Source organism: Paenarthrobacter sp. NPDC056912 (assembly GCF_042786555.1).
Classification (GTDB): domain Bacteria; phylum Actinomycetota; class Actinomycetes; order Actinomycetales; family Micrococcaceae; genus Arthrobacter.
Window position 1 is genome coordinate 213,957 of sequence record NZ_JBHUCD010000003.1, and the last position, 20,391, is coordinate 234,347.

The 20,391-nt window shown below is 62.6% G+C and carries 21 protein-coding genes and 2 tRNA genes; 3 read left to right on the top strand and 20 right to left on the bottom strand.

Going from position 1 to position 20,391, the window contains the following annotated elements; all coding sequences use genetic code 11:
- Positions 1 to 261: 261 nt before the first annotated feature.
- The 6 genes from ACFRJ9_RS05005 to ACFRJ9_RS05030 are packed head-to-tail and all read right to left on the bottom strand — an operon-like array spanning position 262 to position 5,358.
- Positions 262 to 966: a hypothetical protein gene (locus ACFRJ9_RS05005; RefSeq protein ID WP_377665064.1), complete on the bottom strand. Its 705-nt coding sequence runs from the start codon at positions 964 to 966 to the stop codon at positions 262 to 264.
- The gene (locus ACFRJ9_RS05010) at positions 963 to 1,988 is read right to left on the bottom strand and encodes a VWA domain-containing protein (RefSeq protein ID WP_377665066.1); all 1,026 of its coding nucleotides are present in this window, start codon (positions 1,986 to 1,988) and stop codon (positions 963 to 965) included. The genes ACFRJ9_RS05005 and ACFRJ9_RS05010 overlap by 4 nt, the downstream gene beginning before the upstream one ends.
- Positions 1,985 to 2,968: a VWA domain-containing protein gene (locus ACFRJ9_RS05015; protein WP_377665068.1), complete on the bottom strand. Its 984-nt coding sequence runs from the start codon at positions 2,966 to 2,968 to the stop codon at positions 1,985 to 1,987. The genes ACFRJ9_RS05010 and ACFRJ9_RS05015 overlap by 4 nt, the downstream gene beginning before the upstream one ends.
- The gene (locus ACFRJ9_RS05020; protein WP_377665070.1) at positions 2,959 to 3,420 is read right to left on the bottom strand and encodes a hypothetical protein; all 462 of its coding nucleotides are present in this window, start codon (positions 3,418 to 3,420) and stop codon (positions 2,959 to 2,961) included. The genes ACFRJ9_RS05015 and ACFRJ9_RS05020 overlap by 10 nt, the downstream gene beginning before the upstream one ends.
- Entirely contained in the window at positions 3,410 to 4,339 is a 930-nt protein-coding gene (locus ACFRJ9_RS05025) for a DUF58 domain-containing protein (protein WP_377665072.1), read from the bottom strand. Before ACFRJ9_RS05025 ends, ACFRJ9_RS05020 begins: the two co-directional genes overlap by 11 nt.
- An 11-nt stretch (positions 4,340 to 4,350) precedes the next feature.
- The gene (locus tag ACFRJ9_RS05030) at positions 4,351 to 5,358 is read right to left on the bottom strand and encodes an AAA family ATPase (RefSeq protein ID WP_377665074.1); all 1,008 of its coding nucleotides are present in this window, start codon (positions 5,356 to 5,358) and stop codon (positions 4,351 to 4,353) included.
- Between the two features lie 151 nt (positions 5,359 to 5,509).
- On the opposite strand from ACFRJ9_RS05030, the gene ACFRJ9_RS05035 reads away from it, so the two are divergent.
- Positions 5,510 to 5,713, top strand: a complete 204-nt coding sequence (locus ACFRJ9_RS05035) for a hypothetical protein (RefSeq protein WP_377665076.1) — start codon at positions 5,510 to 5,512, stop codon at positions 5,711 to 5,713.
- Here the strand turns inward: ACFRJ9_RS05035 and ACFRJ9_RS05040 are convergent.
- From ACFRJ9_RS05040 to ACFRJ9_RS05060, 5 genes are all read right to left on the bottom strand, one after another.
- Positions 5,710 to 6,588: a carbohydrate ABC transporter permease gene (locus ACFRJ9_RS05040; protein WP_377665078.1), complete on the bottom strand. Its 879-nt coding sequence runs from the start codon at positions 6,586 to 6,588 to the stop codon at positions 5,710 to 5,712. The two genes, ACFRJ9_RS05035 and ACFRJ9_RS05040, sit on opposite strands and share 4 nt — an antisense overlap.
- Positions 6,585 to 7,454, bottom strand: a complete 870-nt coding sequence (locus tag ACFRJ9_RS05045; protein ID WP_377665080.1) for a carbohydrate ABC transporter permease — start codon at positions 7,452 to 7,454, stop codon at positions 6,585 to 6,587. The genes ACFRJ9_RS05040 and ACFRJ9_RS05045 overlap by 4 nt, the downstream gene beginning before the upstream one ends.
- Complete coding sequence (locus tag ACFRJ9_RS05050) at positions 7,451 to 8,806, bottom strand: extracellular solute-binding protein (protein ID WP_377665242.1); 1,356 nt, start codon at positions 8,804 to 8,806, stop codon at positions 7,451 to 7,453. Before ACFRJ9_RS05050 ends, ACFRJ9_RS05045 begins: the two co-directional genes overlap by 4 nt.
- A 30-nt stretch (positions 8,807 to 8,836) precedes the next feature.
- On the bottom strand, positions 8,837 to 10,087 hold the full coding sequence (locus tag ACFRJ9_RS05055; RefSeq protein WP_377665082.1) for an ROK family protein: 1,251 nt from the start codon (positions 10,085 to 10,087) through the stop codon (positions 8,837 to 8,839).
- A gap of 172 nt (positions 10,088 to 10,259) precedes the next feature.
- Positions 10,260 to 11,390 (bottom strand): class I SAM-dependent methyltransferase, encoded by a 1,131-nt coding sequence (locus ACFRJ9_RS05060; protein ID WP_377665244.1) that lies wholly within the window; start codon positions 11,388 to 11,390, stop codon positions 10,260 to 10,262.
- A 204-nt stretch (positions 11,391 to 11,594) separates the two neighbouring features.
- Between ACFRJ9_RS05060 and ACFRJ9_RS05065 the strand changes: the two genes are divergently transcribed.
- Complete coding sequence (locus ACFRJ9_RS05065; RefSeq protein WP_377665084.1) at positions 11,595 to 11,972, top strand: cupin domain-containing protein; 378 nt, start codon at positions 11,595 to 11,597, stop codon at positions 11,970 to 11,972.
- 75 nt (positions 11,973 to 12,047) lie between these two features.
- Here the strand turns inward: ACFRJ9_RS05065 and ACFRJ9_RS05070 are convergent.
- Positions 12,048 to 12,120 (bottom strand) — tRNA-Ala (locus ACFRJ9_RS05070).
- Positions 12,121 to 12,509: 389 nt separating this feature from the next.
- Here ACFRJ9_RS05070 and ACFRJ9_RS05075 point away from each other — a divergent pair.
- Positions 12,510 to 13,133, top strand: coding sequence for a ScbR family autoregulator-binding transcription factor (locus ACFRJ9_RS05075; protein WP_377665086.1), 624 nt, complete (start codon positions 12,510 to 12,512; stop codon positions 13,131 to 13,133).
- A gap of 61 nt (positions 13,134 to 13,194) precedes the next feature.
- Here ACFRJ9_RS05075 and ACFRJ9_RS05080 read toward each other — a convergent pair.
- The 8 genes from ACFRJ9_RS05080 to obgE all read right to left on the bottom strand — a co-directional run bounded on the left by ACFRJ9_RS05080 (position 13,195) and on the right by obgE (position 20,173).
- A tRNA-Ala gene (locus tag ACFRJ9_RS05080) sits at positions 13,195 to 13,270 on the bottom strand.
- A 115-nt stretch (positions 13,271 to 13,385) separates the two neighbouring features.
- Complete coding sequence (gene rsfS / locus ACFRJ9_RS05085) at positions 13,386 to 13,790, bottom strand: ribosome silencing factor (RefSeq protein WP_377665088.1); 405 nt, start codon at positions 13,788 to 13,790, stop codon at positions 13,386 to 13,388.
- Between the two features lie 58 nt (positions 13,791 to 13,848).
- Positions 13,849 to 15,051, bottom strand: a complete 1,203-nt coding sequence (locus tag ACFRJ9_RS05090; RefSeq protein ID WP_377665090.1) for a hypothetical protein — start codon at positions 15,049 to 15,051, stop codon at positions 13,849 to 13,851.
- Between the two features lie 7 nt (positions 15,052 to 15,058).
- Entirely contained in the window at positions 15,059 to 15,805 is a 747-nt protein-coding gene (gene nadD, locus ACFRJ9_RS05095) for a nicotinate-nucleotide adenylyltransferase (protein ID WP_377665092.1), read from the bottom strand.
- Complete coding sequence (locus ACFRJ9_RS05100) at positions 15,735 to 15,971, bottom strand: hypothetical protein (RefSeq protein ID WP_377665094.1); 237 nt, start codon at positions 15,969 to 15,971, stop codon at positions 15,735 to 15,737. Before ACFRJ9_RS05100 ends, nadD begins: the two co-directional genes overlap by 71 nt.
- 83 nt (positions 15,972 to 16,054) lie before the next feature.
- Positions 16,055 to 17,419, bottom strand: coding sequence for a glutamate-5-semialdehyde dehydrogenase (locus ACFRJ9_RS05105; protein WP_377665096.1), 1,365 nt, complete (start codon positions 17,417 to 17,419; stop codon positions 16,055 to 16,057).
- Complete coding sequence (proB, locus tag ACFRJ9_RS05110) at positions 17,416 to 18,597, bottom strand: glutamate 5-kinase (protein ID WP_377665098.1); 1,182 nt, start codon at positions 18,595 to 18,597, stop codon at positions 17,416 to 17,418. Before proB ends, ACFRJ9_RS05105 begins: the two co-directional genes overlap by 4 nt.
- A complete protein-coding gene (gene obgE / locus ACFRJ9_RS05115) occupies positions 18,587 to 20,173 on the bottom strand; it encodes a GTPase ObgE (protein ID WP_377665100.1) in 1,587 nt (528 codons plus the stop codon). Before obgE ends, proB begins: the two co-directional genes overlap by 11 nt.
- Positions 20,174 to 20,391: the final 218 nt, after the last annotated feature.

Sequence of the window (20,391 nt, forward strand, 5' to 3'; positions counted from 1 at the left end):
GGCGACTATTTGGTTGAAAGTACTTGGGTTTTGTTATATTGTTTTTTTTTTTTGGGGGGGGGGGGTTTTTTTTTTTTTTTCTGTGTTATTCCCCCCCCTGTTCCCTCACCGGGGGGGCCGGCAAACTTTTTGGGGGCCCGGCCCGCCTTCGTAACCCGGTTCTTCCTGAAGGTCCACAACGCGCTTGATCTCGGCCGTCGAGTCAGGACGCAATTTTGCGATCCATGTCAGTGGATCTGTGAACTTTGTTCGTCGAAACGTTCACCAGGGCCTATCGACACCGGGGGCCTTGTCCGGGCCACGAAGGTACTCCCCCCGGTCGTGCCCTTCGGACCGCTCGCGGAGGGCTTGCCGGGCTCTTTCGTCAAGTTGTTCAAGCTGCTCTTGCTGGGGGGCTGGCGAGGGTTCCTGTGTGGGCTGTTCACTGGAACCGCTTCCCTCGGCTTCTGCCGCCATTTTGCCTTTGAGCCGGCTCACCGCGGCCTCCAGGCGGTCGCCCTCCCCTGCCGCGTTCCACGACCCCGGTTCGTGGCATTGTGGCGGTGACGCCTCGGAGACACCCAGCGCTTCCTGGAAGAACCTGGCGGCTGCTGCCTGGTTACCCGCCGTGACCGCCGCGTCTCCCAGCTTTTCGATGCTCAGCAGCAGATTGATACGGACCTTGCATTCGTCCTGGCCGGCTCCGGCCATCAGTGCGGCTGCGAAGTCACTGCGCGCGGCTGCGAAGTCACCGGCCAAGACGTGCCCGTCTCCGGCAGCGAACAGCGCCTTGTGGGGTTCCGGAACATTGGCCACGCTGAGCCATTCGGCGGCCTGCGCCACATCGTCGTGCTGATCCTGGCCAAAGGAATCCGCCGCATAGTTGCCCAGGAACCCCACGCTCACCAGCTTCGCCGCCACTGCGAGCGCCACGAGCGCTGGCGGTGCGGACAACAGCGCAAGGCGGCGCCGACGTCGTGCGTTCATGCTGCAGGTGCCTTTCTGCTGGATCCCCGCAGGCGCCGGAGGGCAGTGAGATGCCGGAGGGGTTCCTGCACGGCGAGGAGGAACGCTGCGAGCGCCAGCAGCCAGTACAGTTCCTGGCGGCCCGGTGCATCCGTTGCGGAGCTGGTCAGAGCCCCGGGTTGTGCTTTGGCGAGCATCGCTGACGCGGGTTCGCTGCCTGTCCGGTGGGTGTAGGGGATGTTCAGTTGACCGGCGATGCTGCGAAGTTGCTGTTCGTCGATTCTCGATACCGCGTCCTGGGCTTCGCCCGTGCTTTCGTCCTGCACGTATCGTGCGTCCGTTGTCGATGCGTCCTTCATGCGGCCGCCTTGGTCCGTTCCGTACCCCAGCACGGCTCCGCCGGCTATGTTGGCGTTGTCCAGTGATGCTGGCGGCTCTGCGCTGGTGTTTTCACCGTCGCCTGCGTAAAAGACCAGTGCGGGGCGTCCCGGGTGTTGATCTTTGGCGACAGCGAGCCGTTCCTTCAACAGCTGCCTGGCTCCGGTGACGCTGCTCCCTTGGGCGTATCGGGCATTTTGGGCTTGCAGCGTGGCCATGGCGGTGCGCAACGCGGTGGCGTCCTGTGTCAGAGGCATGCGGACGGTGGCTTTGCTGTCGAAGGTGATAATGGAGAACTTGGCGCCAGCCAGTTCCTCGGCGATTGTCATCACGTCCTTAGTGACCCCTGCCAGCCGGGGGCGGGCGTCGCCGTAGTCTTCAGCGGCCATGCTGGTGCTGGTGTCCACGACGAAGAACACGTCCATGTCCGCTGCGGCCGTTTGCGCTTGCCCTGCGGACCAGCCAGGACGCAGTGCGGCGAGAACGAGAAGTACGACGGCGGCACCCCGGAGAGCCGGGGCGCGAACCGGCCGCTGGAGTCGGCTTTGCCCGGTACGGCCGGCGCGCGCGATGGACATGACGGTGAAGGCCGCAACCGCCAGGCACGTTGCTGCCAGGATGGGCCACGGAAGGATCGGGGCGAAGGTCAGCGCGTCATTGGTCACGATTCGAGCCGCCATCCAAGGAACAGCATCCCCATGCCCGCGAGCAGCGCGATGCCCAGTGGCCATGCAGGCGCATCAGCCGCCAGGACTTGCGGAGCTGCCAGGTAGCTGCCTGTCTCTGTTTCCTGAACCTTCTGGACGATGCCCGGTACGGCTTCGGGGCTGTCCAGGGTGAAATACGAGCCCCCGGTTTGCTCGGCTGCTGCTTTGAGCCGGGCGCCGGGTTGCTCCGTTTGGTCTCCGTAGTCGAAGTCCCCGGGGTTGATGGCATGGACTTTGATGTTCTTGCGCTGGGCCAAGGCGCTGGCCTCATCCAAGGTGAAGATCGGATCGCCGGAGAGGAAGTTGTCCGTGGCCAGCACCACCGACCTCGAGCGTGGCTGGTCCTGCGGGCCGTTCTCGGTGGTGGGGAAGCTTTGTACGCAGGAGGCCAGGCCGTCGCCGATAAGGGACGATCCTTCACCGTTCCACGTGCCGTCGAAGAAGGATCCGGCTCCGCTGTCCAGGGCTTCCTTGGCTTGGGTGAGTTGTTCGGCGGCGTAGTCGTAGTCATCCGTCAGGGGCAAGAGCTGCACGCTGCTGCTGTCGAAGATGACCATGCCGATCCTTTCCCCATCGAACTCCTGGGCGAGTTTCTGGAATACGGAGGCGATGGCGGCGTCAGTACTGGTCATGGACCCGGACACGTCCAGGCACAGGACAATGTCCCTGTTCCGGATTTCCGGCTGCTCAGTAGTGCGTTGTACGGGCCTGGCAGCCGCCGTGGCGGTGGCAGCCAGGAACACTGCGCCCAGCACCACGGCGAGAGCCAACCGCATCCGGTGTCGGCGCAGGGCGTGCTGGTACTCGGGCAGGCCGCTCAGCCGTTCACCGTGGGCGATGGGCCGGGACGGTTGCGGACGACGTCGGCGGTAGAGCCAGGCGGCGATGGCCGCGGCCGCTGCGGCCAGGGGAAGGATCCACCAGTAGGTCAGTTCCACGCCAGGACCGCCTGACGTGCGGCGTCCAAGGAGTGCCTCACTGAGTGGACGGGTATAGGGGCGAATTCGTTCGGATATATCCCGGCAATTCCTGCGGCCAGTTCTTCGAGGCCGTGGCCGTGCAACTCCTCCAGTGTCATGGACGTGACCGGCAGTCCTGTGGCTGCCCCGGCGAATTCCCGTACAAGGTAGCTGAGCCTTTGGTGGGCGGCGCGCTCTGGTATGCGTCCGGCGTCGGCGTCTGACGCTGTGGCGTCCAGGGCTGTGAGGCATGTAGCGCGGAGCATTTCCACATCGGGAAGAGTTCCAGGCCGGCTAATGTTTGCCTTCCTCCGTGCGGGCCAGAGTATCCACATGTACCAGGAAGCCACGAGCAGCACCAGGAGCAGTCCAATCCATAGCCAGTGCGGCTGGTACTGGAGCGGGGCGTAGAAGCCGGCGTCATCGTGCACGGTTGCCTGCCTTGCCCGCGCTCCGTGCGGTGGTGGCTCCTGAGCGGTGCCTTTCGAGGAGGCTGAACACAGCGCCCGGTACGTCGTCGCTGCCAGCGGTTTGTTCCTCGGCAATTCCCAGCCGCCGGAAGACGGCCGTGCGTTGTTTTCCGCGTTCGAGCATTGCGGTGGCGTAAGCAGCACGGACCTTGCTGTCCATGGCCAGCGGTCCGGGAATCGCAAGCCCGTTCCCCACGTCAGTGCTGTCGGGCACCTGGTTCCCTGTCTGCGGAGCGAGTTCGGCGTCCCTGATGGTGAGCCACAGGACTTCGTGCCGGGCATGCAGGCGACGCATCAGGCTTTCCGTCGTGGAGTCGGGCACGAATTCGTCTGCCAAGACAACAATGAGCAGGCGCCCCTTCAGGTACCTGAGGACGTAGTCGAGCTGCTTTGCGATGTCGCTGGGCTGGCCATCACGGGAAACGCCCGAATCCACCTCCCGGAGGAGCCGTTCCAGATGTTCCTCGCCGCTGCGCGGTGGCAGGTACTTCGAAACGGCGGAGTTCCCATGAACCAAGCCGACGTCGTCCCCATGCCGGCACGCGAGATACCCCAGGACTCCGGCCGCGTGCACGGCGATGTCTTTCTTGGCTTCCCCGGACAATGACCGGGCCGCCATGTTCCGGCCCGTATCCACCAGGAGAAGGACGGATTGGCGGCGGACCGCTACGTAGCGCTTGACCAGCGGTGATCCGTGCCGGGCTGTGGCTTTCCAGTCGATGTCCCGTACTTCGTCACCGGGAACGTAGGTACGGAGTTCATCGAAATCCAAGCTCCGGCCCTTGAAGACGGAGCCGTATTCGCCGTCGAGCAGGGCGAGTGTCCTGCGGTGGGCGAAGATGAAGATCTTCGACTTGACGCGTCGGAGGAGGCTTGGCACCTGCTCGCCCGCTACGGCGTCTGGACGGACGCCAGCACGGCGTCGATGACAGTTTCAACCGCAATGCCCTCAACCACGGCGTCGAAACCCAGGATGATGCGGTGGCGAAGGATGCGGTGTGCGAGGTTCTTGACGTCCTCGGGAATAACGTGATCCCTGCCCTTGAGCAAGGCGAGCGCCCTTGCGGCCTGGCTGAAGGCGATGCTGGCACGGGGACTGGCACCGAACTCGACGAGGTTGGCCAAGTGGGGCTCAAGATACTGGGAGGTGTTGCGGGTGACGTACGCGAGGCCAACGATGTACCTCACAATGGCGGGGTCGATGTAGACACGTCGCACGAGTTCCTGTACCTGGACAACGGCGTCCAGGGATGCGGCAGCGGCCGGCTTCTGCGCCGCGGTGAACACACCGGCGTCGATCCGCCGGATGACTTCAGCTTCCTCAGCCGGGCTTGGATAATCCAGCACGTCCTTGAGCATGAAGCGGTCCATCTGGGCTTCGGGCAGGCGGTAGGTGCCCTCCTGCTCAATGGGGTTCTGGGTGGCCAGCACCAGGAAGGGTTCCGGCAAAGGATAAGACTCTCCGCCGATTGACGTCTGCCGCTCCTGCATCGCTTCAAGCATGGCGCTCTGCGTTTTGGCGCTGGAGCGGTTGATCTCGTCGAGCAGGACGATGTTGGCGTGGACGGGACCTAGTTGCGTGACAAACGTGCCTTTTGCGGCATCAAAGATCTGGGTGCCCGCGATATCGCTGGGCAGCAGGTCCGGCGTGCATTGGATGCGCCTGAATTCGGCGCTGACTGATTCGGCGATTGCTTGGGCCGCGGTGGTCTTGGCCAGTCCCGGAACGCTTTCCAGGAGAACATGGCCGCCAGTGAGCAGCCCGATCAACAAGGTCTCCCGAAGCCGTTCCTGGCCCACCACCTTGTTCTCAAAGCTGCGGGCAATGCTGCCCACGAGTTGCTGGGCGCGGGCCATGTCCGGTGCATCGATACCGGCCGTGGCAGTGGTCTGTTGCACTCGTGGTCCCCTCGCTTGTGTTCACATCCCGCGGCAGGCATTCGGCGTCCCGCGCTTCCGCCTGCATCGGCCACTCTATCCAAGCCCTCCCTGGTCGGGCCCGCAATGGGTACCCCTCCCCATGCGGACTCCTGGGGTCTATCCTTTTGCCATGCATCAGCTACCAGCCGCCTATCAGAACTACCTGGCATCCCAGGACCAGCACGTCATCGACGCCATACGGCCCGTCCTCCTGCAGTCCGCGGCGGACCAACGGCACGGCGTCCGGATCACCTTCAACAGGGGTCCAACCGGCCATCAGGCCCATCTGGACGACTCAATACCTTACGGCGAAATCGTCGAGGACATCGACTAGCCCTTCATGGCGCCGGAGAGGGCGAACGAGTTCCCCATGCCCCGGGACACCAGCGCGTAGAGCACCAGCACGGGGACCGAATAGAGAATGGAAAACGCAGCCAGCTCTCCGTACGCAATAGCGCCGTGCTGGCCGAAGAAACTGAAGATGGACACCGCTGCCGGCTGCTTGCCTGTGGACAGCAGCAGGATGAACGGGACGAAGAAGTTCCCCCAGGCCTGAATGAACACGAAGATCAACACAACACCGAGTCCTTGCCCCATGAGCGGCAACACGATGGTCCGCAACGCCGTCATGCTCGAAGCCCCGTCCATCCACGCGGCTTCCTCCAATTCCAGGGGGACGGAATCCATGAAGTTCTTGGTCATCCAGATCGCCATGGGCAACGTGGTGGTCGCCATGAAGAAGACAGTCGCAACCATGGAATCCAGCAGTTGAAGCTGGACGAACAAGCCATAGACGGGCACCATGATGGCTGTTACCGGCAGGGAAGTCCCGAACAGCACCGTATACATGAACGGCTTGTTGAACCGGGACTGGTACCGGGACAACGGATATGCCGCCAGCACGGCAGCCAGAAGATTCACCACAGCCGTGCCCGCAGACAGCAGGAAACTGTTGGCCAAAGGCTGGAACAGCAACTCCGGCGTCATCACCGCACGGAAATTATCCATCGACGGCGCGGACGGCACCTTGGTCTGGTAACCGGCGTGAGGATCGACGGCGGCCAGCAGCAACCACAATAACGGCGCCACAAAGCACAACCCGATCACGGCCAAGGCTATGTCCGAACCCAGTCTGGCCCGCGCGCGTGAGCTGCCGCCCGTCGTCGTCGTTCGCGTCCTGGCCGGCGCTCGCAGTCGGTTGGTGGTCATGGCCGTTGTTCCCGCAGGAGCCGGACGTAGACCGCACCGAATACCAGGCCCAAGACAATCAGCACCGAGGCCACAGCGGTTCCATAACCAATGTCACCGAACTTGAACGCCTCCTGGTACGCCAGTACCGGCAAAGTGGTGCTCGCATTGGCAGGGCCGCCGGCCGTCATCACCCAGATCAGCGTGAAGACCGCCAGGGTTTGGAGAGTAATCAGCATCAAGTTCGTGGCAATGCTGGAGCGGATCAGCGGAAGTGTGATGAAGACCAGCCGCTGCAAACCGCGCGCACCATCCATGAGCGCAGCTTCTGCGATATCCCGGGGAACGTCCGCCAGCGCTGCCCGGTACACCAGCATGGAGAAGGCAGTTCCGCGCCAAGTATTTGCAAGGATGATCGCCACAAGGGGGAACGAGTACAGCCAATCCGGGCCTTGGCCGCCGAAAACGGCCGTCATCTGGTTCAGCGTTCCATCCCGGTTGAAGAAGGCGTAAGCGGCGAACGCAGCGACGATCTCCGGGAGTACCCACGCAGCAACCACCGCCGTACCCACCCAGGAGGACACCGCCCTGCGCGAGCGCGTCATCAGCAACGCAATTAACAAGCCCAGGACATTCTGGCCCAGCACCGCCGAAGCCGCGACGAACACCACTGTCAGCCAGGCGGCCAGCGGGAACGAGTCATCGCTGAACATCCGGATGTAGTTGTCCGCTCCCACCCACTGCGGGTCCCTTGCGGCCCGCCCGGACAATGCAGCATCCGTTAGTGACGCGTAAAAGGACCATGCGACAGGTGCCAGCAGGAACAACAGGAGCAGCAGAACGGACGGGACAACCGGGAGGAGCCGCAGGAAGCGGCGGACCGTCATTTCTCCAGGACCCTGTCCTCACCCACAAGCTTGCGGACGGTGGCGTCGTACTCCGCAGCGGCATCCTCAGGGCTCTGTTTGCCTGTGATCACGGATTCCGTGGCTACTTGGACCGCGGTGGAAATCCTCGGGTAGTCTGCAGTGGCCGGCCTGTAATGGGTCACCTTGACCAGTTCGGAGACGTCTTTCACGAACGGGTTGGCCGCTAGATAGGCCGGCTCGGAGGCGACGTCTGTGCGGACGGCGATCTGCGAGTTGTCGACGTCGAACGCCAACGCATTCTTCTTGTTCAGCGCAGTGGCCAGGAACTGGAAAGCCAGCTCAGGGTTCTTGCTCTTCGCCCCTACCGCCAGGGTCCAACCGCCGGACATGCTCACCCCGCCCGGGTCTTGCCCTTTTTGGGTGGGGAACATGGCAACCCCCATGTCCTGCTGGTACCCGGCCCATTCGTACGCTCCGCCTTTTTGCCAGAACGACGGCGTGTAGGAACCTTCCACAGTGGCTGCCAGCTTTCCTTGCGGGAACCATTCGCCGAAAACTTTCTTCCAGACGTTCGCGTCCAGGGCTTCAGCCGGGCTGACGGCCAGCTTTTCGTCGTAGAGGGTCTTCAGGAACGCCAACGAATCAGTGAATCCGAGGGAGCCAACTACCCATTTCTTCTCGTTTTCGTCGTACAGCGTGCTGTCAGTGCCGTAAAGGAGCTCATAGAAGCTCTGCATCACGGTGCCCTCCCCCGTGCCCTTGCCTGCATACATGTTGAAGGGGATCACGTTGGGGTCCGAAGCCTTGATGGTACGGGCCGTTGACAGGATGTCTTCCCACGTCTTTGGCCGCCATGGCACAGCAATGCCGGCTTTCTGCAGGACAGTCTTGTTGTACCAGATGGCGCGGGTGTCAGTTCCCAACGGCACTGCGTAGATGCCGCCGTCATCCGCGCGTCCAGCTGCTTTCGCTGCCTCGTTGAACGTGGACCAGTCATCCCACTTTTCGAGGTAGCCATCGAGCCTCAGGAGGTACCCGGCGTCGACGTCGGAACGCACCTTGAAGGTGTCCTCGTAGAAAACGTCCGGAGCAGTGTCCGGAGAACGCTGCGCGAGCGCGAGTTTGGTTCCGTAATCGTCGTCGTTGGCTTGAATGGACTGCAGATCCACCGTCACGCCTGAGTTGGCAGCCTCGAATTCCTTCTTGGCGTCCTGCATCACGGCATCGAGCGCGGTGAAGGAGTCGGTTTTCTGGTAGACGATTTTCAGGGTCTTGTTCTCCGCCGCCTGGGGCGTCGATGAGCACGAAGTCGCCGTCACGAGGACGGCTGCGGCAACAGCCGCCATGGCAACTTTTACCGGGAGGCGCATGATGCTCCGTTCAGTCAATCGAGGCTACTGCTAACCCTCCAGCAGGAGCCGTTGGGCGCGTGGGGCCAGCATGTGCTCCAGGACGAGGCAGGCCGCACCTATGGCTCCGACGTCCTCGCCAACACCCGTGCCCACCACCTCCAAGCCATGGATCATGCGGGCAGCACTGTTCCTATCCAGCAGCGCGGGAACCCGATCCAGGAAATATGGTGACATCCGACCCCAGAAGGGACCGCCGAATACCACGCGCTCCACGTCAAGGGTGTTGGTCACCACGGACACTGCACGCGCCACGAGCGTGGCCGACTTGTCCAGGATGGCAAGGGCCTTCTCGTCGCCGGCGTCGGCTTTGTCGCACAATTCGGCGTAACGTTCTTGGACTTCGGGGCCGTCCGCACCTTCCCGGTGCCCATCCAGCACACCGGCCGCCTCCGCTTCAGCGACCAAGACCTGCGGAATGCAGGAGGACTTCACGCAGCCGCGGAGCCCGCAATCACACGGGGGACCTTCAGGATCGACAATGATGTGTCCGATTTCGCCCGCATTGCCGGACGTGCCGCGTACAACTTCGTCGTTGAGCACAATGCCGCAGCCAATACCCGTTCCCATGTACATGAAAACAAAGCTCCCGGCGCCGCTGGCGCCGCCAGCCCAGGTCTCGGCTACAGCAGCACTGGTGACGTCCTTGTCCACCAACGTCTCCAACCCGGTGGCCTCAGTCAATGCCTCACGGATTCGCACCCGGTTCCATCGCGTCAGCAGCGGCGGTTCCACCACGGAACCTTCGTCGAGGTCGATCGGGCCGGGGACAGCCACGCCCAGTCCGGCAATCTTGGAGGCGTCAATGCCCGATTCTTCAATGAGAACCTTGATCTGCTCGGCAATACTGGTGATCACTCCGGATGGGTCGCCACCGGGAGTTGCCATCCGGGAATGCCTGACGACGTCCCCCAACAGGTCAAGGACCACAAATGTGATGACGGCCGGGTCCAGGTGCACGCCCACCGCATACATACCCGCAGGGTTGAGGCGCAGGATGGTTCTGGGTTTGCCGGGACCCGAACCTTCCTTGCCGGCTTCGACGATCAGCCGTTGATCCAGGAGGCGCCGGGAGATGTTGGAAATAGTCTGCGGCGAGAGTCCAACAATCTGTGCCAATTCGACGCGGCTGAGCCCGCCCGACGACCGACGGATCGCCTCCAGAATGACAGTCAGATTGAAGTCGCCCATGCGGGGCAGATTCGTTCCGCGCCTCGGTGTCGGCTGCCGGATCTCAGTCACTGATGCCCCTCGTCATTGGGAAAACTTCATCGAATTTAGTCTTTGTCTGAATCGTACGACACCCCCGCCACCACGGATACGAGCACACGCACGCACCGGAGTCAGGGCTTGGTAACGATGACACTGAATTGTATGCGAAGGCAATTCCCGCCGCGCTTTTGATGACGCGGCATCAGGCCTTTACACTGCGCGTCACCGTGAACTTCGGGTTCCGGCCTTCTTCTACTGTGGGTCCGATGAGTCGTTCCAGCGAAGCCCTGTACTGCAGATGGCTGTTGTAAACCGTCCACAGCTGCCCGCCCGGGGCCAGGACCCTCGCAGCGGCCTGGAACATCTTCAACGCCGCGCCAGCATGCACGCTGGCGCCAAGGTGGAAGGGCGGGTTGAGCAGGATGACGTCAGCGCTGCCCGGGTCAAGCGTCGACAACGCGTCATCGTGAACCACCTCGATCCGCTCCCCCAGGCCGTTTGCAAGTGCAGTGCCCTTGGCCGATGCCACAGCGGCCGCGGACTGGTCGGTTGCGATGACGCGCGCATTTTGGTGACGGCGCGCGTACATGGTGGCGAGGATTCCCGTTCCGCACCCCAGGTCCACCGCCAGGCGAGCTTCCGGCATGCGGTCAAGGAACGACAACAAGTACCGGGTCCCGATATCAAGACGCGCACCAGAGAAGGCGGCTCCGTGGGCGCAAACCGTGATTCCCAACTCCGGCAAGGGTTCCACCACGGGGTACGGCGCTGCCAGCGGAGACGGTTGGGGGCCCCGGGCCAAGAGGACACGGGATTTCTGCCGGGCGAGCTGCGGTTGGACTGATGCGAAGTGGCGTTCCAACACAGCGTTCATGCCCAGGGACATGTGCTTGACGCGACCACCGGCGAGCAGGACCGCATCCGGGGCAGCAAAGCGGGCCACGGCGTCGGCCGTTTCCTCCAACTCCGCCAACGACTTGGGCAACTGCATGAGCACCAACCCGGCACCCTCCAGCAAGCCCCGGTCAAGTTCATGAGCGTCGTACCTGCCCTGCAGGCCAACCGTCCCGGCATTGCGCTGCAGCGCGAGCCTTCCGGTGTAGAGGTCTTGGTGAACGCGGACGTGCCCGACGCCGAGCCCCGCCAGCGCGCCCAACGTCAACGCGCCGTAACGGTCACCGATGACGGCCACCTTCGTGTCCGGGTGAATGATGTCCGCGGCCGTCTCCAGCACGATCCGGTCAGTGGCGTCGTATGCCTGCAGGTTGTCCGCTTCTACGTCCGGCAAGCGGCTCAACTCACTGAACAACGCTTCAAGATCCACTGCCGTCACGATGCTGTTCTCGCTTTCCTTGCTTGGATGTCTCGACTTCAAGGCGGCTTGGGAGGAACGTAGAGCTTGCACCACGCAGTCCGCTGCTATCGCGTTGGTTGGCGAGCCCGACCCTTGCGCTGGCAGGCACTGGTCTCGGCAGACCCTTGGAGCCAGGCACCGGGACCACTCATCAACGTCGGCTCCCATCCACTGCGAGAAGCCATGAGTGTCAATGTTGTCACGAACCTTGAAGTAAAGTCCCACAACTCCCCCGACGAAACGCGGCGTCCGGACAAGACCGTGCTGGACCTCGTCACCGTAGGAGACTACACAATCGGCCGGATGACCTTTGAACCAGGCTGGACCTGGGCCGACTGCATCAAACCGGTAGTCGGTACAGACTCCTGCCAGTTGAGCCACGTCGGGTTTTGCGTCTCCGGTGCCTTGGAGGTGGAAACCAACGACGGCGGGCGGATCAGTATTTCAGCCGGCGATTCCTACACCATTCCGCCCGGACACAACGCCCGGGTAGTGGGCGATGAACCCTTCCAAGGCGTCGAGTTCGTCAGCGGCGCCGAATACGCGCGCCCTCCCGAGTAGTAGTCATAGCCTGGCGAAATCCAACCAATGACAAACAAAAGACCCCGCTCAAACGAGCGGGGTCTTTTTCCGAAGTGGAGCTGAGGGGACTCGAACCCCTGACCCCCTGCATGCCATGCAGGTGCGCTACCAGCTGCGCCACAGCCCCGGATTTGTTGATTTCACCCGGAAGGATTTCCCTTCCCGCCGAAGCAACTCGTCAATAGTAACCACAATCCCCCAAGAAGAGAAATCGCAGCAGAGTGAAGCCGGTCACAGTATTTGAGTTCGTGATGAGCGTGCAGGAAATTCACCATGCAGCCGAGGTGCGCTGGATCTCTCCACCGCACCTCCCCCCAAACGACTGCTGCATGGGACCCGCAAACGAAGAACGATGCGGCCCCACCTGAAGTCTAGAATCCGAGGGGCCGTAAACAAAACCGTCCAGTCGGTTTTGTCTCCCAGGGACGGCAGGGCGTCGATGATAGCGTGGTGTGGTCTCAACGGAAGGCCCGTTCCAGTACTCCCGTGCATCATCTGAGAGGTTCCCTGCCACCTATGCAGCAACGCGCGCAAGACACACGCCTGTCCGTCATTGAAGGCGCCGCCCTTGTCTTCGCGGAACTTGGCTACGGTAATGCCAGCCTGACGGACATCACCCGCCGCGCAGGCGTGACAAAAGGGGCCCTCTACTTCCATTTCACCTCCAAGCGGGACCTGGCCCTGGCCGTGATCGCGGAACAGCACGCGCTGGTCCTGGCGGCCGGCGCGGAAATCGGGGGCTCCGACGCTCCTGCCCTGGAGAAGATCATCGGTCTTTGCAGGATGTTCGGCCGGCAATTAATCCAAGAGCCGATCGTCCAAGGAGGCATCCGCCTCACCTTTGAAGCATCGGCCTTCGACGCTGACGTCTCGGGTCCCTATGAGGACTGGATCGGTACGGTGGAGGGACTCCTTGGTGAAGCGCAGGCGCATGGCGCAGTGAAATCCACCGTGGACCCAGCTGCCTTCGCCCGCTACTTGGTCGCTTCCTTCACTGGAGTCCAGATGGTCTCCAACGTTCTGACCAGCCGCGAGGACGTACTTCTCAGGATCGAACAGATGTGGGATTTCATGCTGCCTGCAATACTTCCCGGCATTTCAGTCCAGACACCGGCTCCAAGAACAGCGTCCAGCTCATGAAGGCAAACAAAAAGAGGCTCTGCCTTCTTCGTCCTAATTCACGATGAAAGCAGGGCCTCAATGGTGGAGCTGAGGGGACTCGAACCCCTGACCCCCTGCATGCCATGCAGGTGCGCTACCAGCTGCGCCACAGCCCCATATTCTTGCCGCTTCACGTTCAGCATCTCAGCTGAACGCGCCGAAGCAACTCAAATATCTTAGAACAGCAATTCGGAAAATTCCAAATCGGGCATATTCAGTAGATCGCTGTTCCTACTGCTCCGATTCTTCCGCCGCAACAGCCTTGGCAGAGGGGTCGTCTCCCAGCTCAAGGTCCACCACAGGGCAGTCCTTCCACAGGCGCTCAAGGGCGTAGAAGACCCGGTCCTCGGCATGCTGGACGTGGATCACGATGTCCGCGTAGTCCAGCAAAACCCAGCGGCCTTCCGAGCGGCCTTCACGGCGCACGGGGCGAAGATCCTGCTTCAACAATTCTTCTTCGATGCCGTCAACGATCGCGTTGACCTGGCGCTCGGTGGGAGCGGAAGCAATCAGGAAGACGTCGGTGAGAGCCAGGCGCTCACTGACATCGAGCGCGACGATGTCCTCGGCGAGTTTTTCGGCCGCTGCACGCGCGGCGTGACGGGCGAGGGTGATGGACTGTTCATGTGCAGACACGGGGACTCCTTGTTGTGGCCAAAGGCCTATGAATGGCGTAAGCCGTTGTTGAGCGGATCTAGCCGCTGGTGATCATGATGATGCCGACGATGAGCGCCACAATGCCCAAGGTAAGGACGCCGAACTGCAGCAGCCTGTTGCGCTGGGCTCTGGCCAGGCCGGCCGTATTTGCGTCCAGAGGGTCGAGGCCGTAGGCCGCTCTGGCCGAAACTGGAGGGCGCTGTGCTTCTTCGCCGGGCTCGGCGACGGAAACGGGTCGTTTGCGAGCCGTTCTTGCAACAGCCTCAGCCCGCGCGAGGACACCTGAGCGGCCACGCGGGCTGCGCTCCTTGGCAGGTGCCGGTTCGGCGTCGAGCTTCGGCCCCGAAGACGTAACCAACGGCACAAAAGTGGTACTGGGACGCTTCATGACGGGACGATCAACGCCCGGGACCTTGACGAACTCCAAGGGAGTCACCATGGCGAGGTTGTTGGCCGTGGACGGACCCGCGGCGGAAAGGCTGCCGGTAGCCGCCGGCGTCTTGGCTGGATCCGCCTTGCTTTGTTCCGCCTGGTTCTGTTCAGCCAGCTTCTGTTTGGCCGCGGCCCGCTTGTTCAACACTGCTGCCCGCTCTGCGAGAGCGATCTGCTGTGCGAGAACTTCCGGATCGACAGCGAGCGGATCCTGCTCGGCGATGTGTTCCAGTTTGGCTGTCTGGTTCTGGACCTGGGCCGCAATCAGCTCTCGCACCGCAAGCGCTTGCTCCACGGACATATCCGACTCTGCCGAAGACTTCTTTCCATCCGCGACGCCCTCTTTCGCTGCCGTCGTCGAGGCAGGCGCAGCCGCGGCCTTTTCCGGCGAAGTGCCTTTGGCGTTCCCGGGCGGCTTGGACCCGGTGGTTTCGCCGGAGGAGGGAGACGGCAGGGGAACGATCGGGTTTGCCGAAGTGGCCACTTCAGCCTGGAGTTGCTGGAGACGAAGCTGGCGACGGGTGGGCGGTCCACCTCCGGACAGCTGCTCTTCCTTGTCGGCCAGTTCCTTGATGGTCCGAAGAGCGGCCCGGTCACGGGCACGAACCTGGGAAGACCGCTCGTGGGCCGCAGAAGCTACGGCATCGACCGGAGCATCGGTGGCGCGACGATTACGGCCGCTGGTCCGTTCGTCGTCAAGGTCAGCTTCAGGGGGCGCAGTGGCATCCACCTGCACTTCCGGTTGCTCTTCCCGGGCGCGGCGAAGCTCACGCCTGCTGCGGATGGGTCGCTGTTCCTGGCTGCTCATTCAAAACTCATTCAGTACGTGCTTGGTCGTCTGATCCGGACAATACGGGTGACAGCTCCCCCGGCTCTGGGCGCGCGGCGTACAGTCCGTATTTTGCGATGTACTGCACCACCCCGTCCGGCACGAGGTACCAAACGGGATTGCCGGCGCCGACACGGGTCCGGCAGTCAGTGGAGGAAATCGCCATCGCGGGAACCTCCAGCAAGCTGACGTCATCCCGGCCCATGTCATGCAGTTCGTGCCCGGGGCGGGTGACGCCGACAAAGTGGGCCAAGGACCACAGCTCGTCCACGTCCTTCCAGGACAAGATCTGCGCCAAGGCATCTGCACCGGTGATAAAGAACAAGTCGGCGTCGGGCCGCTCGGCCCGCAGGTCCCGCAAGGTGTCGATGGTGAACGTAGGACCCGGACGGTCTACGTCAACGCGGCTCACAGTAAACCTTGGGTTTGAAGCCGTTGCGATGACCGTCATCAGGTAGCGGTGCTCGGGCTTGCTGACCAGCTTGTGCGACTTTTGCCAAGGCTGTCCAGTGGGTACAAAAACCACTTCATCGAGGCCGAACTTGGCTGCAACTTCACTTGCAGCCACAAGGTGGCCGTGATGGATGGGATCGAAAGTTCCACCCATCACGCCCAGACGAAGCCTGCGCTCCGACTCCCCGCGTGGTGTTGCGGCGATAATGTCAGTGATCCTTGTGGGTGTGCTTGTTCGGGTGCTGGCGGTGCGGATCCGAGTGCTCTTCCACGGCCTCATGGCGGTTGCCCAGGTTGGTGTAGGAGAGGGCCACGAACATGAGAACCATCAGGAGGGCAAACATAGAAACGCCGAAGACCCACGGCTCAGCCCACAGCGGAGCGAGTTCCTCGTGGCCGCCTTCTGTCTGCGCGGCAATGGACGTGGCGATCTGCTGAAACAGCATCTTCTCCCCTAGTTGGTTCTCAAAGGAATTTCGACGGCGGGACTCCCCGCCGTTCCGGACTTCTGTTCTATGTTACAGCTTTGCTAGCCGCGGATCTGGCCCTCGCCTTGAACGATCCACTTGGTGGTGGTCAGTTCAGTGAGGCCCATCGGACCGCGCGCATGCAGCTTCTGCGTGGAAATGCCGACTTCGGCACCCAGGCCCAGCTCGCCGCCGTCAGTGAACCGGGTGGACGCATTGACGATCACGGCGGCTGAATCGATCTCCGCAATGAACTTCTCTGCATTGGCCAGGTTGTTCGTAAGGATCGCTTCCGTGTGCCCCGTGGTCCAGGTCCGGATGTGCTTTACCGCTTCATCCAGGCTGTCCACCATGGCCACAGCGAGGTCCAGGTCCATGTATTCGGTGGCCCAATCGTGGTCGTCAGCGGGTACGGTTTCCACGTCCTTGCCCAGAGCGGCGGCGATCCTCCCATCCACGTGGAGAGTAACCCCGGCGGAACGCAGCGCAGCGGCCACCGCGGGCAACGCTGTGGACCCGGAATGGACCAGGAGCGTCTCTACGGTGTTGCACACGCTGGGACGTTGGGTCTTGGCGTTGAGGAGGATCTCCACGGCCATCTCTTCGTTCGCGGACTCGTCGATGAAAATATGGACGTTTCCTTCGCCCGTCTCAATGACGGGCACGGACGAGTTGCTGACGACTGTTTGGATGAGGTCGCGTCCGCCTCGGGGAATAAGGACATCCACCCGGCCGCGGGCACGCATCAGCACGTTGGCGCCTTCACGCCCGTACTGGTCCACAGTCTGTACGGCGTCCGCGGGCAAGCCCACTGAGTCAAGGGCTTCCCGCAGGATCCGCACCAGGGCCTCGTTGGTGTGCGCGGCAGCAGAACCACCCCTCAGGATCACGGCATTGCCGCTCTTGAGGGCCAGGCCTGCGATGTCCACCGTGACGTTCGGACGGGCTTCGTAGATCGCGGCGACTACTCCCATGGGGACGTTGACCTGGCGCAGGCGCAAGCCATTGGGCAGAGTCTGTCCACGGACCACGTTGCCCACAGGATCGGGCAGCCCGGCCAGATTCTCCAAGGCCGCAACCAGTCCGTCAATGCGTGCAGGGGTCAGGGTCAGCCGATCCAGCAGCGCTGCGGAGGTACCGTTGGCTTTTCCGGCAGCAACGTCCTTGGCATTGGCAGCCAAGACATGCTTCTGGCCATCCACAAGGGCTTCACCTATGGCCCGCAGGGCGCGGTCCTTCCATGCGCGGTTCGCTTGGCCCATGCGACGGGCAGCCTTCCGCGAACGGTCGGCAATGGCATGAACTGCGGCTTCTACATCCTCCGGCGACAATGGGACGCCGCCCGCCACAGGGCTCTCCGGCGTCTGGCCGGCAGTACCGGAAACGTCGGAAATCACAGGGGCTTCAGGGGTCAGCGCTTCAGTCATTCTCCAAGTTTAGATGAGCCGGAGACCCTCAGGAGTACCAGATCGTCAACATGAACAACTTCGCGGTCATAGCCGCGGCCCATCGCCTTGCCAAGCTCCTGCGTGGTCCGGCCCAACATACGCGGCAACTCCTCCGAGGAGTAGTTGACCAGGCCACGAGCCACCACAGTTCCGTCGAGCGCCACCATCTCCACCGGATCGCCGGCCTCGAATTCTCCGGTGACCTCCGATATGCCGGCGGGAAGAAGCGACCTATGCCTGTCCCGCACGGCTTTCACTGCGCCGTCGTCGAGCACCAAACGACCGTGAACCGTTGCCAGGTGAGCCAGCCACAAGAGGCGGACGGGTTTGCGTCCACCGTTGACGGCGAACCAGGTTCCCACGTCCTCCCCTGCCAAGGCGGCAGCGGCGTTGGCCGTGGAGGTGACAAGGGCGTGGATCCCCGAGCCCGCGGCGATCGACGCCGCTTCCACTTTGGTCATCATGCCGCCGGTACCCACCCCGGCCTTGCCTGCCTTGCCGATGGTCACGTCTTCGAGATCCTGCGGTCCGCGGACCAAAGGAATACGCTGTGCACCTTGCGACGGCGGGCCGTCATAGAGGGCGTCGACGTCGGAAAGCAGCACAAGCGCATCGGCGCGGACCAAGTGCGCCACCAATGCCGCCAGGCGGTCGTTGTCACCGAAGCGGATCTCGTGGGTGGCCACGGTGTCATTTTCATTGACAACAGGCACGACTCCGAGATTCAACAACCTGTCCAATGCCCGGAAGGCGTTGGTGTGCTGAGTACGGCGCATGAGGTCATCGGCGGTCAACAACACTTGGCTGACGGTTACGCCGTGGGCGCTGAAAGCCTGCGTGTAGCGGGCCATGAGAAGCCCCTGACCAACACTTGCCGCAGCCTGCTGTGTGGCCAGATCCTTGGGACGCTTGGCAAGCCCCAAAGGCGCCAGCCCTGCCGCGATGGCGCCCGAGGACACCAGGATGATCTCGGTACCGGCGTTGCGTTTGTCCGCGAGTGCATCAACCAAAGCCGCCAAGGACTTCTCGGAGATGCCGCCCTTGATGCTGGTCAGCGAGGATGACCCCACTTTGACCACAATCCGCTTGGCCGTAGCCAGGGCCTGCCGGTCGAGGGCTTCTCCCGAAGTCGGGGTACTGATGGTCCTAGTCGTCATCACCGGAATCCAGGTGGCTTTCCTTCACGGCCTGGGCACGGCGACCACTTACGGATTCGGTCCAGATGCCTGCCTTGCGTTCGGCTTCGAGCTCCGCACGCGCCGCTGCCTTGGCTTCGCGTCGTTCCACCTGTTCGTCGCGCTTCTGCGATCGTGTGGGACGGTCTCCAATGTCCGCAACGCGGATGTCGGTACCACGGGGGGTTGCAAGAAGCTCAGCACCGGCCATCATCGTGGGCTCCCAGTCGAACACCACGCCGTCGTCTTCGCCAATAACTACGGTGTCGCCCGGCTTGGCACCAACCTTGAAGAGTTCCGTCTCGACACCCAGCTTGGCCAGGCGGTCGGCAAGGTAGCCAATGGCTTCCTCGTTGGTGAAGTCGGTCTGCTTGACCCAGCGCACGGGCTTCTCGCCCAAGACGCGGAACAGCGGCTCGAGGTTCTTTTCCTCACGGCGGATCTTGAAACCGGATTCGTTGACCGCACGCGGGCGCAGGACCGGCGGAGCCACCTTGGGCGGCGCGGTCGCCACAGCGTCGCGTGCAGCCTTGACGATTTCTGCCATGGCGAATCCGAGCTGGCGCAGGCCTTCATGGCTGGTCGCCGACACTTCGAAGACACGGTAGCCGCGGGCTTCGAGATCCGGCCGGACGAACTCAGCCATGTCCTTGCCGTCGGGCAGGTCAACCTTGTTCAGAACCACCAGCTTGGGGCGTTCATTCAGGGGAACCACCTCGCCGTCAACGCCGGCGTAGCTCATGTCCACGGCGTACTTGTCCAGCTCGGCCTCAATGACGGCGAGATCGGACAGGGGGTCGCGGTCGGCCTCAAGGGTTCCGCAATCCAGGACGTGAACGAGGGCGGCACAGCGCTCAACGTGGCGCAGGAAGTTGTGCCCCAAGCCCTTTCCTTCGCTGGCGCCTTCGATCAGGCCAGGAACATCGGCAATCGTAAACCGGACTTCGCCGGCCTGGACGACGCCAAGGTTGGGAATGAGGGTGGTGAAAGGGTAATCGGCAATCTTCGGCCGTGCCGCGGACATGGCAGCGATCAAGCTGGACTTGCCGGCTGACGGGAAGCCCACCAGGGCGATGTCGGCAATGGACTTCAGCTCCAGGACGATGTCGCTGGATTCGCCTTCGATGCCCAGCAGGGCAAAGCCCGGTGCGCGCCTCTTCTGCGATGACAGGGAGGAGTTGCCGAGGCCACCCTGCCCGCCCGCAGCTGCGATGAATTCGGTGCCTTCACCCACGAGATCCGCCAGGACTTCGCCGTCCTTGGTCTTGACCACGGTGCCGTCGGGCACGGGAAGAATCAGGGTTTCGCCGTTCTTGCCTCCACGCCAGTCACCCATGCCGGGGCCGCCGTTGGTGGCGTGGCGGTGGGGCGCGTGGTGGTAATCAAGGAGCGTGGTGGTCTGGGCGGAGACCCGCAAGATGACATCGCCACCGTTACCGCCGTTGCCGCCGTCGGGACCACCGAGAGGCTTGAACTTTTCCCTCTTCACGGAGACACAGCCGTGGCCGCCGGTTCCGCCGGATACGTGCAGGACTACCCGGTCTACAAAGCTCGCCACGTGAATCTCCTCTATTGCTGTTACCAGCGCTGTTGCAAAAACCAAGGCGCCCAAGGGCGTCCCAGTCGATTGTATTGCGGTTAAAAGAACGGTGGAGCGGGCCGGTTGGGCCGCGCCCCCCGGTGAGAAAATGTTTGTTATCTTCAACGGCAGCAGCAAACAATTTAAAAAAGCGACGGCCCCGGCGAGTAACAAAAACAAACGCACCAGCCAGCACA

Coding starts and splice junctions, on each gene's coding strand:
- ACFRJ9_RS05035 (WP_377665076.1), top strand. CDS start 5,510: ATGCATCAGCTACCAGCCGCCTATCAGAACTACCTGGCATCCCAGGAC.
- ACFRJ9_RS05005 (WP_377665064.1), bottom strand. CDS start 966: ATGAACGCACGACGTCGGCGCCGCCTTGCGCTGTTGTCCGCACCGCCA.
- nadD (WP_377665092.1), bottom strand. CDS start 15,805: ATGAGGCCGTGGAAGAGCACTCGGATCCGCACCGCCAGCACCCGAACA.
- ACFRJ9_RS05100 (WP_377665094.1), bottom strand. CDS start 15,971: ATGCTGTTTCAGCAGATCGCCACGTCCATTGCCGCGCAGACAGAAGGC.
- ACFRJ9_RS05065 (WP_377665084.1), top strand. CDS start 11,595: ATGAGTGTCAATGTTGTCACGAACCTTGAAGTAAAGTCCCACAACTCC.
- ACFRJ9_RS05045 (WP_377665080.1), bottom strand. CDS start 7,454: ATGACGGTCCGCCGCTTCCTGCGGCTCCTCCCGGTTGTCCCGTCCGTT.
- ACFRJ9_RS05075 (WP_377665086.1), top strand. CDS start 12,510: ATGCAGCAACGCGCGCAAGACACACGCCTGTCCGTCATTGAAGGCGCC.
- ACFRJ9_RS05040 (WP_377665078.1), bottom strand. CDS start 6,588: ATGACCACCAACCGACTGCGAGCGCCGGCCAGGACGCGAACGACGACG.
- proB (WP_377665098.1), bottom strand. CDS start 18,597: ATGACGACTAGGACCATCAGTACCCCGACTTCGGGAGAAGCCCTCGAC.
- ACFRJ9_RS05105 (WP_377665096.1), bottom strand. CDS start 17,419: ATGACTGAAGCGCTGACCCCTGAAGCCCCTGTGATTTCCGACGTTTCC.
- ACFRJ9_RS05050 (WP_377665242.1), bottom strand. CDS start 8,806: ATGCGCCTCCCGGTAAAAGTTGCCATGGCGGCTGTTGCCGCAGCCGTC.
- ACFRJ9_RS05090 (WP_377665090.1), bottom strand. CDS start 15,051: ATGAGCAGCCAGGAACAGCGACCCATCCGCAGCAGGCGTGAGCTTCGC.